This window comes from Actinomyces procaprae, assembly GCF_004798665.1.
Taxonomy (GTDB): domain Bacteria; phylum Actinomycetota; class Actinomycetes; order Actinomycetales; family Actinomycetaceae; genus Actinomyces; species Actinomyces procaprae.
The window spans coordinates 2263282-2279364 of record NZ_CP039292.1; the positions used below are offsets into that span (position 1 = coordinate 2263282).

Annotated in this window: 13 protein-coding genes and 3 tRNA genes; 3 read left to right on the forward strand and 13 right to left on the reverse strand. The window is 69.3% G+C overall.

Annotation, left to right across the window (positions count from 1 at the left end; translation table 11 throughout):
• The first annotated feature begins 90 nt into the window (after positions 1 to 90).
• Positions 91 to 1383, forward strand: a complete 1293-nt coding sequence (locus tag E4J16_RS09105; protein ID WP_136313811.1) for a hypothetical protein — start codon at positions 91 to 93, stop codon at positions 1381 to 1383.
• 427 nt (positions 1384 to 1810) lie between these two features.
• Here E4J16_RS09105 and E4J16_RS09110 read toward each other — a convergent pair whose 3' ends face one another.
• The 6 genes from E4J16_RS09110 to pgsA form a co-directional block, all read right to left on the reverse strand.
• Positions 1811 to 2302, reverse strand: coding sequence for a regulatory protein RecX (locus E4J16_RS09110; RefSeq protein ID WP_136313812.1), 492 nt, complete (start codon positions 2300 to 2302; stop codon positions 1811 to 1813).
• Entirely contained in the window at positions 2302 to 3486 is a 1185-nt protein-coding gene (recA, locus tag E4J16_RS09115) for a recombinase RecA (protein WP_136192341.1), read from the reverse strand. Before recA ends, E4J16_RS09110 begins: the two co-directional genes overlap by 1 nt.
• A gap of 205 nt (positions 3487 to 3691) precedes the next feature.
• Positions 3692 to 3928 carry a DUF3046 domain-containing protein gene (locus E4J16_RS09120; RefSeq protein ID WP_136192342.1) on the reverse strand — a complete coding sequence of 79 codons (237 nt, stop codon included), beginning with the start codon at positions 3926 to 3928 and terminating at the stop codon, positions 3692 to 3694.
• A gap of 132 nt (positions 3929 to 4060) precedes the next feature.
• Positions 4061 to 4483, reverse strand: coding sequence for a helix-turn-helix domain-containing protein (locus tag E4J16_RS09125; protein WP_187271280.1), 423 nt, complete (start codon positions 4481 to 4483; stop codon positions 4061 to 4063).
• A 178-nt stretch (positions 4484 to 4661) separates the two neighbouring features.
• Complete coding sequence (locus E4J16_RS09130; protein WP_136192343.1) at positions 4662 to 5228, reverse strand: CinA family protein; 567 nt, start codon at positions 5226 to 5228, stop codon at positions 4662 to 4664.
• Entirely contained in the window at positions 5228 to 5833 is a 606-nt protein-coding gene (pgsA, locus tag E4J16_RS09135; protein WP_136192344.1) for a CDP-diacylglycerol--glycerol-3-phosphate 3-phosphatidyltransferase, read from the reverse strand. The genes E4J16_RS09130 and pgsA overlap by 1 nt, the downstream gene beginning before the upstream one ends.
• A gap of 74 nt (positions 5834 to 5907) precedes the next feature.
• On the opposite strand from pgsA, the gene E4J16_RS09140 reads away from it, so the two are divergent.
• Entirely contained in the window at positions 5908 to 7224 is a 1317-nt protein-coding gene (locus E4J16_RS09140) for a CapA family protein (protein ID WP_240038095.1), read from the forward strand.
• 62 nt (positions 7225 to 7286) lie between these two features.
• Here the strand turns inward: E4J16_RS09140 and E4J16_RS09145 are convergent, their stop codons facing one another.
• From E4J16_RS09145 to E4J16_RS09170, 6 genes are all read right to left on the reverse strand, one after another.
• A complete protein-coding gene (locus E4J16_RS09145) occupies positions 7287 to 10013 on the reverse strand; it encodes an FtsK/SpoIIIE family DNA translocase (RefSeq protein WP_136313813.1) in 2727 nt (908 codons plus the stop codon).
• A 54-nt stretch (positions 10014 to 10067) separates the two neighbouring features.
• Positions 10068 to 10982, reverse strand: coding sequence for a PfkB family carbohydrate kinase (locus E4J16_RS09150; protein ID WP_136192494.1), 915 nt, complete (start codon positions 10980 to 10982; stop codon positions 10068 to 10070).
• A gap of 47 nt (positions 10983 to 11029) precedes the next feature.
• Positions 11030 to 12664, reverse strand: coding sequence for a ribonuclease J (locus E4J16_RS09155; RefSeq protein WP_136192495.1), 1635 nt, complete (start codon positions 12662 to 12664; stop codon positions 11030 to 11032).
• 185 nt (positions 12665 to 12849) lie between these two features.
• A tRNA-Glu gene (locus E4J16_RS09160) sits at positions 12850 to 12925 on the reverse strand.
• Positions 12926 to 12959: 34 nt separating this feature from the next.
• Positions 12960 to 13032: transfer RNA gene (locus E4J16_RS09165), tRNA-Glu, on the reverse strand.
• An 82-nt stretch (positions 13033 to 13114) separates the two neighbouring features.
• Positions 13115 to 13186 (reverse strand) — tRNA-Gln (locus E4J16_RS09170).
• A 285-nt stretch (positions 13187 to 13471) separates the two neighbouring features.
• On the opposite strand from E4J16_RS09170, the gene E4J16_RS09175 reads away from it, so the two are divergent.
• Positions 13472 to 14272, forward strand: coding sequence for a hypothetical protein (locus tag E4J16_RS09175; protein WP_136192346.1), 801 nt, complete (start codon positions 13472 to 13474; stop codon positions 14270 to 14272).
• A 37-nt stretch (positions 14273 to 14309) separates the two neighbouring features.
• Here the strand turns inward: E4J16_RS09175 and gltX are convergent, their stop codons facing one another.
• Positions 14310 to 15884, reverse strand: coding sequence for a glutamate--tRNA ligase (gene gltX, locus E4J16_RS09180; RefSeq protein ID WP_136192347.1), 1575 nt, complete (start codon positions 15882 to 15884; stop codon positions 14310 to 14312).
• Positions 15885 to 16083 lie beyond the last annotated feature (199 nt).

A 16083-nucleotide genomic window follows, 5' to 3' on the forward strand; every position in this document is an offset into this window, starting at 1 on the left:
ACCGGTGCCCGTGTGCGGGCCTTGCCACGACAGGCGCGCTCCCACCTAGACTGGTCGTTGTCCCATTCCTTGACCCAAGGTTATATAGAAATGCTGTTTCGTAACCTCCCCCGCCGCACGGCTGTGCTGCTCACCGCCGCCACCCTGGCCGCCGCAACCGCCTGCTCCTCCCCCACAGGGACGGACACCGAGGCCTCCGCCGCCGCGTCGCCGAGTCGTTCCACTTACGGCACGCAGACCCCCTTGGTGGGCAACTCGAACTACGAGGCGGTCGGCCTGACCGCCACCACCCTCAGCATCAAGGCCGAGGCGGGTACGGTCCGCACCGACGAGCTCGGCGTCACCTTCATCCAGCCGCGTGTTGACGAATCCGCGGACTTGACGGTCCGCCGTGCCCTGTGGGACGGCACCGAGGCCTGGTCGGCCACGGTTCCGGTACCCGATGGCGCCGCCGACATGCAGGCACAGTTGAGCCTGGACCCGGCGATCGGCGTCGTCTCGGTGTGGTTCTCCGGCCCGGACGCGCCGAGTGAGGACGGCGCCAGCTTCCTGAGGAACACCTACGCCATGGCGAATCAGGTCACCTGGCTGGACGTGGAGACCGGCCGGGCCGTCTCCGAGGATCTGATGGTCAGCGCCTTCGATCTTGCGGGGGCGTCTGTGCGCACGAATGAGGACTTCGTGGGCGCTATCGTCATGGAGGACGAGTCGACGACCTCCGGCGTGCTGCATGTCGACGCCGACCTCACCTTGGTCGGCTCGGCCTGGGGCGAACTGATCTCGGCTGAGGGCGACTTCCAATTGAGCGACGTATCCCAGTGGAACAGCGCGCCTTTGTTCACGCTCATCGACAAGAATGACGACAGCAACAACATCGTGCAGCTCGGCTCCACCGAGCTGCTGACCGCCGACAGTGACGCCATCCGGTACATCCCCGGCCCCACACACCTGGGGCTGAAGCACAACGAGGACCTGTGGCTCGTGGATGGGACCGGAGGCGTCACCACGGTGGACACCAGTGCCTGCGAGCTGGGCAACAACCACCTGTACCCGACAATCTCCGACACGGCCCTGTACACGGGCCTCGCCCGTGTATCACTCGCCGACCAGTCGGTGGAGTGCCTGGCAGATATCGCCCCCACCCCGGACGCCAAGATCACCGGGGAGTTCTCCGACGGCGCCCTGCTGCTCACATCAGCTCTGTCCGACGCGCAGGTGCGCGGCACCTGGCTGGTTCCGGCGGACCGCTCAGAGCCGGTGGAGCTGGACAGCCTCGGCCCGGTTAAGGTGCACGCGGACCACATCGTCAGCATCGTGGACGGCTCCGACAGCACGTTCGTAGACGTCTACGACTACCGCGATCTGCTGCCGGCGCAGCAGTGACGTCGACCGCCGAGCACCGCCGGGCAGGGCTAGGCGCCAGGGCTGGGTCGTGTTGCGTGAGTCGTTCGTGGTGGTGGGACGGTGCCGACGATGTGGGTGGTGGTCTGGTAGCGGATGGCGAGCTGGTCGCAGCTGGTGGCTGCGGGCCTGAGTTTGAGTGGACCGCTCACGCCCCGTTGGACCGCTCACGCGCCGATGGACCGCTCACGCCCCGTTGGACCGCTGTAACCGGCGGCTACGGCGGTCCAACGGGGGCACAGGGGTCCAACGGGGGCACAGGGGTCCAACTGGCAGGCTCGACGGCCACGCACCCAGACACCCGGCCGCGCGCCCCCGCCCAGGCTCCAACACAACCGGGCCTAGGCGCCCCGGCCGGTCCCGAGCAGGGCCGCAGCCTACGTGCGTCGTCGACGGGGAAACGCCGGAGCTACTCCTCCGCCAGTGCCCGGTCGACGGCGTCGGCGGCAACGTCCGCCGAGTAGCCCTTGCGTCCCAGCGCCGCCAGCGCCCGCCGACGACGCACGGCCGTCTCAAGCCCCCGGCTGGCGGCCAGGCGCTTGCGGGCCAAGGCCGCAGCGGCCGTCGCCTCGTCCTCGCCGTCGATCTGCGCCAACGCCGCGCGGATGTGCTCCTCCCCCAGCCCCTTGCGGTGCAGCTCATCGGCGATGGCGCGACGGGCGGCACCCTTCTCTGTGAAACGGGTGCGTGCCAGGCGGGCGGCGTAGGCGGCGTCGTCGATCACCCCGGCGGTCTCCAGGCGGTCCAAAACCTCCTGGGCAATGGCCGAATCGACGTTCTTACGCTCCAGTAGCTGCGCCAGCGCGGCACGTGGGGCGGCGGAACGGTCCAGACGGCGCAGGACCATGTCGCGAGCCGCCTCGACCTGCTGCGCATGCGCATCGGGGGTGAGCCAGGGCATCAGAAGCCGCCGGCGTCCTCACCGAACATGGCGTCGGCGTCCTCCGCCGCCGCAGTCTTCTTCTTCCGTCCGCCGGCCTTGGAAGTCGACGCGGCGGCCTTCCCGCCGGCCGGCGCGGACTGTGCCGCAGTCTTCTCCGCCGCCTCCTGCTCCGCGGCCTCACGGGCCTTGCGTCCGGGCTCACCGATGCCGAGGGCGGCGAGGATCTTGTACTCGATCTCATCGGCGAGCTCGGGATTGTCCTTGAGGAAGGTGCGTGCGTTCTCCTTGCCCTGACCGAGCTGGTCGGTGCCGTAGGTGAACCAGGCCCCGGACTTGCGCACGATCCCGTTCTCCACCCCCAGGTCGATGATGCCGCCCTCACGGGAGATGCCCTGGCCGTAGAGGATGTCGAACTCGGCCTGCTTGAAGGGCGGGGCCATCTTGTTCTTGACAACCTTCGCGCGGGTCCGGTTGCCGACCGGCTGATCGCCGTCCTTCAGGGTCTGGATGCGGCGCACGTCGATGCGCACGGAGGCGTAGAACTTCAGGGCCTTGCCGCCGGTGGTGGTCTCGGGATTACCGAAGAAGACGCCGATCTTCTCGCGCAGCTGGTTGATGAAGATGGCGGTGGTACCGGTGGCGGACAGGGCGCCGGTGATCTTGCGCAGCGCCTGGCTCATCAGCCGCGCCTGCAGGCCGACGTGGGAGTCGCCCATCTCCCCCTCGATCTCCGCCTTGGGCACAAGGGCGGCCACCGAGTCGATAACGATGATGTCCAGTCCGCCGGAGCGGATGAGCATGTCCGCGATCTCCAGCGCCTGCTCTCCGGTGTCCGGCTGAGAGACCAGCAGGTTGTCGGTGTCTACGCCCAGCGCCTTGGCGTAGACCGGATCCAGGGCGTGCTCGGCGTCGATGAAGGCGGCGTTGCCACCGGCCTTCTGCGCGTTCGCGACGGCGTGGAGCGCCACGGTGGTCTTACCCGAGGACTCCGGCCCGTAGATCTCCACCACCCGGCCACGAGGCAACCCGCCAATGCCCAGGGCGACGTCGAGCGCGACGGATCCGGTGGGGATGACGGACACGGGCGGCCGAGTGTCATCGCCGAGGCGCATGACGGAGCCCTTGCCGAAGGACTTGTCGATCTGTGCGAGGGCAGTGGCCAGGGCCTTGGAGCGGTCCTGCGTCTGGGTTGCAGCGGGCATTGGTATTCCTCTGTTCTCATGCGGCTCGCCGCCGCGGTGGATACGGCTGGTCCTGTTGCGGGTCCCCTCTCCGGGGCTCGCGAACGACGTTATGCCGGACCACCGACATGTTTCACGACCCATTGGCCGCCCCTGTGGACGTGGGGTGCGCGAACGCCGCCTGTGGACAACAGTAGGCGAACAACTGTTCGAATGAGGAGTGCACTCACCGCGTGTCGCGACGGCGACGTCGCGGATCATCGCGGAATACCCACCGATCCGCCTCACTGCGGTCCGTGTCATCACACAGGGCGTGCCAGACATCACGCGGCGGCACACCCGCCTCCAGGGCCTCAGTGCAGGTCCGCCCGATACCGGTCAGCACCAGGTCCTGCGCCAAGGAGCGCCCATAGGCGGAGCCGAAAACGGCGTCGACGGCGCGCCAGAACTCAGAGTGCTTCATGTTGCTTCCTGCGTTCCTTAGGTGAGAGCAGACGGATCATGGTAGCCCGGTGCGCCGGGCGCAGCTGTGCCCGGGCACCATCCGCCGCAGCGGACGAGCCCGGGCACAGGCAGTATGGATCCCGGATCCGATTCAGCGGAGCGTCAGGCCCTGCTGGCGGACGAGCTCGTCGGGAACGGTGTCGGGCACGGCCACGCCCTCGGCGACGGCGATGCGGTCCGACACCTCACGCAGCACCGCGGAAAGGGGGGCGTCCAGCGCCTGGCAGATGGAGGCCAGCAGCTCGGAGGAGGCCTCCTTCTGACCGCGTTCGACCTCGGAGAGATACCCCAGGGACACGCGTGCCTGGCTGGAGACCTCGCGCAGGGTGCGGCCCTGGTGCTGGCGCACCGAGCGGAGCACCTCGCCGATCTCCCGGCGCAGGAGGATGTTCTCATGCTTGTTCGTCGTGTTGTCCACGACGCCGCCGCGCCCAGCCGCGGAGGCCTGCCGCATCGGTGCGCGGCCGACCGGGCGCGCGGGGCGGTTAGTGCGGGGGTGAGTCACGTTGTTCATCGTGTGGCACAACCATTCATCTGCCGGATTCATTCCCGCCCCCGATGGTCCTCCACCGGTGGCGTTGTGTTGATCCTCGCCGAGAAGCCTGGGAGGAACCTGGAGGTCAAGTAAGCGTTATACAGGTCTGCCGCATCACTCGGCAATCCGATCCAAATACCGGAGTGGCGCGGCCCGCTCATTGCGGATCCCGCGGGGCGTCCTGGCCGGCCTTGGCAGCGTCTCCCGGGGCTGCTTCCAGCAGCGCCCCCGCCAGGGCGAGCACCGCGGTAGTGGCACCATCCCGGACCGCCTCCCGGTCACCGGGCAAGTGCAGTTCGCGGGCCAACGTTCCCCAGGGGGAGGCGACAGCCACGTGCACGGTACCGGCCGGATGGCCGTCCGCCGCCCCCGGGCCGGCCACCCCGGTGGTCGCCAAGCCGAGATCCGCACCCATGAGCCGAGCCACCCCGACGGCCATCTGCTTGGCGACCTCGCCGTCGACCGGCCCGGTCATGGCCAGGCGCTCGGAGTCCACGCCGAGCACCTGCTCCTTGATACGAGTGGCGTACGCGACCACCGCCCCCACCACCACCGCCGAGGCCCCGGGCACGCTCACCAGCGTCGAGGCGACCTCACCGCCGGTAAGGGACTCGGCCGCAGCCAGTGTGAGCTTGCGCTCCTCCGCCTTGGCCAGCAGGAAGCGCGCCGCCTCCACGAGCGTGGAACGGTCGCCATCGACCGTCTGCACCGGATCGGTGGACATCACGCACCCCCCTGAGCACGCCCGATTCGCCGGGCCTGGATGATGTAGTCCACCCCGGTGACCACGGTGACCACCAGGGCGGCACCGATCGCGGCGTACGCGATGGCGGTTAGCGCATTGGTCGGCGGATCGGGCAGGAACAGGGCCCATGGTGTCAGCAGGCCGATGATGCCGACCATCTGCAGGGTCGTCTTGAGCTTGCCGCCGCGGGATGCCGCCATGACGGCGCGGCGCAGCATCATGAAGCGCAACACGGTGATCCCCAGTTCCCGCACGATGATGACCACCGTCACCCACCACCACAGGCGTCCGTCAACCGACAGCAGGATGAAGGCGGACAGAGTCAGCGCCTTGTCCGCGATGGGGTCGGCGATCTTCCCGAAGCTGGTGATCAGGTTGCGGGAGCGGGCCAGCTGCCCGTCCAGCTTGTCGGTTATGGCCGCCGCGATGAACACGACCGTGGCGGCCAGCCGCACCGGTTCACCGCTCTGGAGCATCAGCCAGATGAAGACGGGCACCAGTATCAGCCGCAGCACCGTCAACGCGTTGGCAACGTTGAGCAGCGGAGCACTTCGCTCCTGCACAGTGGAAGTCTTCGCGTTCATCACAGCAAGCTTAGTTCGCCCGAGCCCGCTCATGTGCCCGGTACACCGGCAGTTGCGCGCGTAGACTCACCCATGTGTCACGACGTCGTGATTACTCAACGAGATCCCGGGGCGCCCGCCCGCGCCTCACCGGAGCCGCCCTCGTAGTCGGCACCGTCATCACCGGCATGGTGTACGTGCTGGCTGTGGGCCTGCCGTGGCCACTCGGGCCGCTCCACCCAGGCGCCTCCTCGCCGACTCCGTCGCGCACATCTGCACCACGCACCCCCTCCGCCTCGGCAACTCCCAGCCCTACACGACCACCGGACATCCGGCTGACCATCGGATATGCCGGCGACGTCCTCACCCACATGCCGGTCATTGAGGACACCGCCGACGGGCAGGGCGACATCACCCCGCTCATCGCAGCCGCAACCCCCTGGTCGGCAGGCGTGGACCTGGCACTGTGCGGCATGGAGGTGCCGGTCTCGCCCACCGGCGTCGCCTCCGGCTACCCGGTCTTCGCCACCCTGCCGACAGTGGTCTCGGCGCTTTCGGACTCCGGCTGGGACGGCTGTGCGACTGCCTCGAACCACGCCTGGGACCAGGGCTTCGAAGGGGTACTGACGACGGCGGACGCGCTCCGGGCCAATGGCATGGGCTACGCCGGCACCAACCGGACGGAAGCGGAGGCGGCCAGCGGCTACCAGCTCTACGAGATCGTCCGTAACGGGGTGACGGTCACGGTCGCCGAGATCTCAACCACCTACGGGCTCAACGGCTTCACCGCGGAACCCGCCTGGGCGGTCGACCTCAACGACGTCGACGCCGTCGCGGCCCGTGCACGGCAGGCACGCCGCCGGGGCGCCGCCCTCGTCGTCCTGCATACGCAGATCGGCGAGGAGTACCTGCCGCAGCCGGTGACCGCCCAGACCGAGTACGCCCGCGCCGTCGCCGCCACGGGGGAAGTGGATCTGCTCTTCGGGGCGCACCCCCATGTTCCGCAGACCAATGAGCTCCTCCCGGGCGGCCCCGGCGGCAGGGGCATGTGGGTGTCCTACTCGGCCGGGAACTTCCTGTCCAATCAGTCCGAGGCCCAGGGCACCGTCCTCGCCGGCGTTGGCCTGTTCGTGTGGGCGGACGTGGTCGTCTCCACCGGCACCGACGGCGCCCAGGAGGCCCGGGTCGAGGCGCTCAACTGGCATCCCTTCACAGTGGACAACCTCGGTGGACACCGGCTCGTCGACCTGGCGGCGGCCCAGCGGGGCGAGATCGACGCGGGCTGCACCCTCAGCGCCGCGGAGATAGACCGGCGCTGGCGGGCAGTCATGGACACCGTCAACAATGAGACCTACTCCGACACGATCCCGGTACCGACAGGACAACCGCCGGTGGCCCTGCCCAGGTCCTGAGACCGCCGAGCCTCAGCGGGCGGCCGACTCCTCCCCGTCACCGGCACTGACCGGCGCGGAGGTCACCAGGAGGCGCCGCGGCCGGTGAGGCTCCACGCGTCCTCGGAGTCCTCCTCGGCCGCCAGGTCATCCCAGGACTCCGACTCGCTCATGCCCCGGTCCGCCTCCAGCGGATCCGCAGCGTAACGGTCGGCGGATGACGCGGCGTCGGGCGTGGGCGCGTCGGCGTCACCGGCGGCGCCCGCATCGGGTGCGGCGTCGGCATCCTCACTGCCGGGCGCGGCCCCCTCACCCTTGATCCAGGCGAGGGTCTCCTCCAGCTGCTCGGGCTGGACCAGCACCTCCCGGGCCTTGGACCCCTCGGAGGGCCCCACGACCTCGCGGGTCTCGAGCAGGTCCATGAGTCGGCCGGCCTTGGCGAAGCCGACTCGCAACTTGCGCTGCAGCATGGAGGTGGAGCCGAACTGGCTGGTGATGATCAGCTCGGCGGCCTGCAGTAGCAGGTCCATGTCGTCGCCGATCTCCTCGTCGATCTGCTTCTTGACCTCCGGGACGATCACGTCCTCCCGGTAGTCGGGCTGCAGCTGCCCCTTGACATGGTCGACGACGGCGCGGATCTCGGACTCGGTTACCCACGAGCCCTGCACGCGCACGGGGGCGGAGGCGCCGGGACCCAGGTACAGGGCGTCGCCCTGGCCGGTGAGGGTCTCGGCACCGTTCTGGTCCAGGATGACGCGCGAGTCCAGCTGCGAGGCGGTGGCGAAGGCCAGGCGGGAGGGCACGTTGGACTTGATGAGTCCGGTAACCACCTGCGCGACCGGCCGCTGGGTGGCCAGCACCAGGTGGATGCCGGCGGCACGCGCCAACTGCGTGATGCGCTGGATGGAGGCCTCCACGTCCTTGGGCGCGGTCATCATCAGGTCGGCGAGCTCGTCCACCACCACCAGCAGGTAGGGGTAGGGGGCGATCACGCGCTGGGATCCGGGCAGGGGCTGCACCTCCCCGGCACGCACCGCCTTGTTGAAGTCGTCGATGTGCTTGAAGCCGAAGGAGGCCAGGTCGTCGTAGCGGGCGTCCATCTCCCGCACCACCCACTCCAACGCCTCGGCCGCCTTCTTCGGGGAGGTGATGATGGGGGTGATCAGGTGCGGGATGCCCTCGTATATGGTCAGCTCCACCCGCTTGGGGTCCACCAGCACCATGCGTACCTCCTCGGGCGTGGCCCGCATCATGATGGAGGTGATCATGGAGTTGACGAAGGAGGACTTTCCGGAGCCGGTCTGGCCGGCGACCAGCAGGTGCGGGGTCTTGGCCAGGTTGGTGACGACGTAGTCGCCCTCGACGTCCTTGCCCAGGCCCACCACCAGCGGGTGGGTCTGCTTCTTGGCGGCCTGGGAGCGCAGCACGTCGCCGAGCTTGACCATCTCGCGGTCGGAGTTGGGGATCTCCACGCCGATGGCGCTCTTGCCCGGGATCGGGGTGAGCAGGCGGATCTCGTCCGAGCCCACCGCGTAGGCGATGTTCTTGGCCTGGCTGGTCACCCGGGACACGTTCACGCCGCGGCCCAGGTGTACCTCGTAGCGGGTGACCTGTGGGCCGCGCGTGTAGCCGGTGACGGTCGCGTCCACCCCGAACTCGGTGAACACGTCCTGGAGCTTGTTGACGATCGCGTCGTTGGCGTCGGTGCGGGTGGCGTGGCCGTGGCCGGGCTCGAGCAGCGCGTCCTCGGGCAGGCTGTACGTGGAGCCGTCCGGCAGCTCCATCTGCCCCAGCGCGATGGCGTCGGCGAAGTCCTGCTCCTCCGAGACGGCCGGGGTCTCCTGGGTGTCGGCGTCCGGATCCGCGCCGCCGACGGGCGTGGCGGGCATTGTGGATGCGGCGGGCGCGGCCGCACTCGCCTTGGCCCTGCCGCCCTTGGTGGTCTTCCCGCGGCGGCGCGCGGGCGCGGCGTCGGCCTCGGGCTCCAGCGGGACATCGACCGGAGGGTCGGGCAGCATGTCGGTGGGTGCGTCGCTGGGCACGACGGCGTCGACGGCGTCAAAGGCGACCGTGGCCGCCTGGGGGCGGGGGGTGGTGCGCTTACGGCGACCACTGCCCCGGGACCGCTTGTCGGTCTCGATGGCGCTGCGGAAGGCCTCATCGCCGTCGTAGGCGTCCAACCTGGTGGTGGGGGCGGCGGGGTCCGGGCCGGAGACCGCGTCACGCACCCGATTCAGGGTGCGGGTGGCGAGGCTGCTGTTTCCGCCGGGCGCTGCCCCGCGGCGCTCGGCCAGGTACTCGCGGATCTCAGCGACCGTCTTCCCGGAGATCACCAGGGCGGAGAAGGCAATGAGCAGGATGAACAGGATGACGGCGCCGACCGCGCTGAACAGCGTGGCCAGCGGGTAGCCGACCACCCATCCCAGCAGTCCGCCGGCGTCCTCCAGCGGGGCGATGCCGAAGTCGAGGGAGGGGTTCCCGCGGCACACGTGAATGATGCCGACCACGCCGGTGAGCACCCCGAGGCTGCCGACGCCTACCCGAATATGGGTCGCCCCCAGCGTGCGGGCGCGCAGCATGGCCACGCCCAGGGCCGCGAGCAGTACGGGCACGATGATGCCGAGGACGCCCAGGGGGCCGGCGGCGATGTGATGCAGTACGCCGCCTGCGGCTCCGGAAACACCGAACCACTCGCGCAGTCCGATCACAACGGCTAGCGCCAGTACGACGAACGCCCAGCCGGTGCGGCGGTAGCGTCCGCCGGAGGGCCGGGAGGGGGGCGGCGAGGTCTTAGTGCGACGATTGGCCATGATGGTCGCAACGCTACCCGCGCGTCCCCGAGGCGGCGGGCCAGCCACGCCGGGTCACTCGCGCAGGAACGCGTCTATCTCATCTCGTCGGGGAGCACGGGCCGGGCCGATCCGGCTGACGGCCTCGGCCGCGGCGGCGTTAGCCCGCCGAGCCGCGGCCACGACGTCGAGGCCGTCCATGAGACCGACCACGAGCACGCCCGTATGAGTATCGCCGGCACCGGTGGTGTCCACCACGTCACGGGCGAATCCGGGCACCTCGATGCGGTCGCCTCCCGATGGCCACATCACGCAGCCGTGTACTCCGGTGCGTCGCACCAGCAGCCCGTCGGGGCAGGCGCGGCGCAGCGCCTCGGGGCTGCCCAGGCGGGCGGTGAGCTGCATGGTCTCGAAGTGATTGCCGGTCAGCAGGGTGGTGCGGCGCAGGATGGGCAGCAGCACGTGATCGGGAATCTCCGGCTGGACGGGACCGAGGTCGATGACGAGCCCGACGCCCTCGGGCAGATCCAGCAGCCAGGAGGTGAGTACGTCCCGGCTGGAGCGATGGACCAGGTCGTAGCCGGTGGCGTAGACCCAGTCGCCCTCCTGCAGCTCCAGACGCTGAAGATCCTCCAGCTGCGGCTCGGCCTCCACCCCCTCCGTGGTGATGAAGGTGCGCCTGCCACTGGGCTCGATCAAGGTGGTGCAGGTGCCGATGTCGCCTACCAGCTCCTCCACCAGCAGCTCGACGCCGTCGTGCATCATGGTCTCCCGCACCTGGGCGGAGTTGGGTCCGGTACCCAGGGTGGCCGCGAGGGCCGCGGGCAGCCCCTGGCGGGCGACGGCGGAGACCACCGTGTAGCCGCCACCCACCGTCGGTCCGGCGGAGGTAGCCGTGACGGCCCCACCGGGAGCGGGGATGCGCTCGACGTGCAGGGGCAGGTCGATCAGGACCGAGCCGGTGGAGATGAAGCAGGCCGGGCGGCGCATCGCCCGGTGACCGTTCCCCTTGCTGATCAGTGTGCTGCGGAGCGCGCTCATGCTTCGATTACCACGGGCACGATCATGGGCCGACGGCGCAGGCGGCGACCGATCCAGCGCCCGAGGGTGCGGCGCATCGCCTGCTGGAGGGAGTGGGCGTCGGCGTTGCCCTTGTCCAGGGCCTCGGCCAGCGCGTTGGTGACATCGGGCAGGATCTCGTCGAACACGGAGGGGTCCTCCGCGACTCCGCGCGCCTGAATATCCGGTCCGGCCAGGATGGTGCCCGTGGAGGTCTCGACCACCGCGTATACGGACACGAAGCCCTCCTCGGCGAGGATGCGGCGGTCCTTGAGCTCGGACTCGTCGATCTCTCCGATTGAGGACCCGTCGACGTACACGTAGCCGCACGGCACCTGGCCGACGATCCGGGCCCTGCCGTCGGCCAGGTCCACCACGACCCCGTCCTCGCACAGCATCACGCGACCGGGATCGACTCCGGTCTTGACGGCGAGGGCGCCGTTGGCCACCAGATGCCGGACCTCGCCATGGATGGGCATCACATTGCGGGGGCCGACGATGTTGTACACGTGCAGCAGCTCCTCGGAGGAGGCGTGCCCGGAGACGTGCACCCTGGCGTTGCCCTGGTGGACCACCCGCGCACCCAGGCGCATGAGCTGGTTGATGACCCGATTCACCGAGTTCTCGTTGCCGGGAATCAGGGAGGAGGCGAAGATGACCGTGTCTCCGGGCTCAACGGTGACGGAGCGGTGCTCCCCGTGCGCCATGCGGGACAGTGCCGCCATGGGCTCGCCCTGGGAGCCGGTGACCATGAGTACCCGCTCATCCGGCGGCAGTGACGCCAGGTCGCGGGCGTTGATGAGCACGCCCTCGGGGACGTTCAGATAGCCGCGCTCGGCGGCAATCCCCATGTTGCGGACCATGGAGCGACCGATCAGGGCGACCCGGCGGCCGTGCAGGGCGGCGGCGTCGAGGACCTGCTGCACCCGGTGCACGTGGCTGGCGAAGGAGGCCACGATGATCTGCTGGTCGGACTCGGCGAACACGCCGTCGAGCACCGGGCCGATCTGATTCTCGTGCCCGATCATGCCGGGCACCTCGGCGTTGGTGGAGTCCACGCAGAACAGGTCCACGCCCTCGTCGCCGAAGCGGGCGAAGGAACGCAGGTCGGTGATGCGCCCGTCAATGGGTAGGGAGTCGATCTTGAAGTCCCCGGTGATCAGCACCGAGCCCGCCGCGGTGCGGATCATGGCGGCCATCGCATCCGGGATGGAGTGGTTGACCGCGACGAACTCCAGCTGGAAGGGCCCGTAGCTGACCTGCTCGTGCTCCTCCACCACACGCAGCACCGGGTGCAGGCGGTGCTCGGCGAGCTTGGCGGAGACGAATGCGAGGGTCAGGTCCGAGCCGACCAGGGGGATGTCCTCCCGCAGCCGCAACAAGTAGGGCACGCCGCCGATGTGGTCCTCATGACCGTGGGTCAGCACCATGGCGACCACGTCATCGAGCCGGTCCTCGATGTAGGTGAAGTCGGGCAGGATCAGGTCGACGCCGGGCTGGTCCTCCTCTGGGAACAGGACACCGCAGTCGACGATCAGCAGCTTTCCGTCGACCTCGAAAACGGTCATGTTGCGCCCGACCTCGCCGAGTCCGCCCAGGGGCACGATGCGCATCGCACCGTCGGGAAGCGGGCCGGGGGCACTGAGCTTGTGGAAGTTGGTCACGGCTGCGAGTGTAGCCACTCCCGCCACCGGACCGCGCTGGTCCGCCGCGAGCACCGGCACCAGTGAAAAAAGACCCGGCCGCGAGGGCCGGGTCTGCTCTTCATATCGCGCTGGTGCCAAGAACTGCTTGGCGCTGGTACCCCGTACCGGATTTGAACCGGTGCTGCCGCCGTGAGAGGGCGGTGTCCTGGGCCGCTAGACGAACGGGGCCTGCCATCGGATTCCGCATGGGAACCGTGGCTCGTACCCCGTACCGGATTTGAACCGGTGCTGCCGCCGTGAGAGGGCGGTGTCCTGGGCCGCTAGACGAACGGGGCTCGGATATGGAATTTGTACGAGGTACTGAGGCCGCATTTTGCCCCGGAATCGGCGGTCAATCAACGACGTATCAGTACTCGGCTGGGGTACCAGGACTCGAACCTAGAATGGATGAACCAGAATCACCTGTGTTGCCAATTACACCATACCCCAAGAGATTGGTGCGCCTGAGCGGCTAACGCCCGGGCAGCGATCGGTAATCTACACGGCCGACCGCCCGACGCCAAGTCAGATCGCCGTGAGTGCAGACACACCACGCACAGGACCGGCAGGACCGATGCGCGGGACGCCCGCATCACCAGGACGCCCCAACCATCCACGCCGGCGGAACGGGGAGCTCTCCCCTGCCGCAGTTGGTGCAACAGCGGCCCTCGCACCCTAGACTGCTTCCACCGTACGCTTTACCAACCCGTGTCCAACCCCTTCCCGGAGGCAACGATGACTTCACCTCAGTTCCCGTCCGCACGCCCGGCCGCACGCGCCCTGGCCGTCGCACTCTGCCTGAGCTCAAGCCTCGCCCTGGGCGCCTGCGGCTCCGGCTCCGGCTCCGACAACGCCTCGGGCGCCGCCACCGCGGCCAGCGGCTCCGGCCTGTCACTGCGCGACTCCACGCCCGTCACCGTCCCCACAATCGAGTCGCAGCCGAGCCCGTCGTCGGCCGGAGGCCTGAGCGACCGCGGCACCGAGGCGCCGACGGTGGCCGCACCCACGAAGGACTCATGGACCGCACCGGCACTGAAGTTCTACAACGAGGACACCTCCGTGTGGTACCAGGACGACTCCGTGGTCAACACCGACGCCGTCTCCGACGAAGGCAACATCGAGGGCTACCGAACCTGGGACCACACCTGCATCGGCTACGAGACGCGTGACATCTCCGAGCGCATCCACAACCTCGGTCTGGATGACGACACCATGAGCTCGCTGCTGGTTCCCGTGAATGAGTCCGTGATCACCGACTACGACGAGACCGGACGGGAGACCCTGGACCTGGTGCGCGATGACGGCGGCACCATGGAGGGGTACTCGGTGACCTGGACCGGCACGTTCAACTACGACGACGGCTCCACCGAGGCCGTGGAGGGCTACAAGTTCGCCCGCGCCGTAGGCGACGCCGGGCTGGACTTCAGCGTGCTGATCATCTGCGCCAGCGGCTCCAACGTCTCCGCCGCCCAGTGGAACACGATCCTGTCCGGAATCCGCATTGAGGGGCTCAAGGCCGGCAAGATGAGCAGCTGACGCAGGGGGCGCGAGCCCGCTACGCGTCGTTCACGCGTCAGCCCAGCCGGGCGCGCAGAGCGCGCAGACGCGCCAGCGAGGACTCGGCCCCCAGGATCTCCATGGACTCGAACAGCGGCGGGGACACCTGCCTCCCGGTAACGGCCACGCGCAACGGCCCGAAGGCGAGTCGCGGCTTGATCCCCATGCCGTCAACAATGGCCGCGCGCAGGGCCTCCTCCAGCACCTGAGTGCACCAGGGGCCCGGCAGCTCCTCCAGCGCGGCAATGGCGGTGTCGAGCACCTGCGGGGCGGAGTCCTTCAGCCGGGACACGGCCCGCTCGTCCACCTCGAGCGCGGCGTCGTCCACCAGCAGGAAACCGAGCATGTCGCGCGACTCGCGCAGCAGCTGGATGCGGGTCTGGATCAGCGCGGCCCCGGCGGTGAGGATCTCCTGCTCGCGTTCCGTGAGGTCGCCGAATGCGGTGGCGCTCACCAGGGGGCGCGCCGTCCAGTCCGGATCGGCCGGGTCGGGGTAGACGTCGGCGAGGTAGGGCACCAGCCGGTCGCGGAAGTCATCGCCCTCCAGGCGGCGCAGGTGCTCGGCGTTGATGGCCTCGCACTTCTTCGGATCGAAGCGCGCCGGGTTGGGGTTGACGTCGGTGATGTCGAAGGCGGCCACCAGCTGCGCCGGGGTGAACACGTCCTCGTCCTTGGACAGGGACCAGCCCAGCAGGGCCAGGTAGTTGAGCAGGCCCTCCGGCGCCATGCCGCGGAAGCGGTGGATCAGCAGGTTCGACTCCGGGTCGCGCTTGGACAGCTTCTTGTTCCCCTCCCCCATCACGTAGGGCAGGTGGGCGAACTCGGGCACCCGCTGCGCGCGCCCGATCTCCATCAGGGCCCGGTACAGCACCACCTGGCGGGGCGTGGAGGACAGCAGGTCCTCCCCACGCAGCACGTGGGTGATGCCCATGGCGGCGTCGTCGACTGGGTTGACGAGCGTGTAGAGCGGGTCGCCGCCGGCGCGCACCACCACGTAGTCGGGCACGGAGCCGGCCTTGAAGGTGACGGGGCCGCGCACCAGGTCGTGGAAGGTGATGTCCTCGTCCGGCATCCGCATGCGCAGCACGGGCCGACGCCCCTCGGCGCGGAAGGCCGCCTTCTGCGCCTCGGTCAGGTCGCGGTCGTAGCCGTCGTAGCCGAGCTTGGGGTCCTCGCCCTTGGCGCGGTGGCGCGCCTCAATCTCCGCGGGGGTGGAGAAGGACTCGTACAGGTAGCCGGCCTGGAGCAGCTCATCGGCGACCTGCCGGTACAGCTCGGTGCGCTGGGACTGGCGGTAGGGGGCGTGCGGGCCACCCTTGGCCACCCCCTCGTCCCAGTCCAGGCCGAGCCAGCGCAGCGAGTCGAGGATCGCCTCGAAGGACTCCTCGGAGTCGCGGGCGGCGTCGGTGTCCTCAATGCGCAGTACGAAGGTTCCGCCGGTGTGCCGCGCGTACGCCCAGTTGAACAGGCAGGTGCGCACCATGCCGACGTGGGGCGTGCCCGTGGGCGAGGGGCAGAAGCGGACGCGGATCGGTGAGGATCCGGGGGCGGGCGAGGTGAAGGCGGGGGCCTTGGCGGTGTCGTCACTCATGATGTGCCAACCCTAGCCGCCCGCGCCGCCGAGGCTCACATGCGTCGGGGCTCCTCCCGGACTGCTCCCGGTGCGCCCGGTCTCCTGCCTCGACGCCGGCCCGCCGCCCGCTGCACGCTGAATGTGACGAACGGGGAACGCTCCCCATGGCGTCCGCGGCCTCCGCCCGCTAACGTACGTGATGAACCTGTAATCCCAG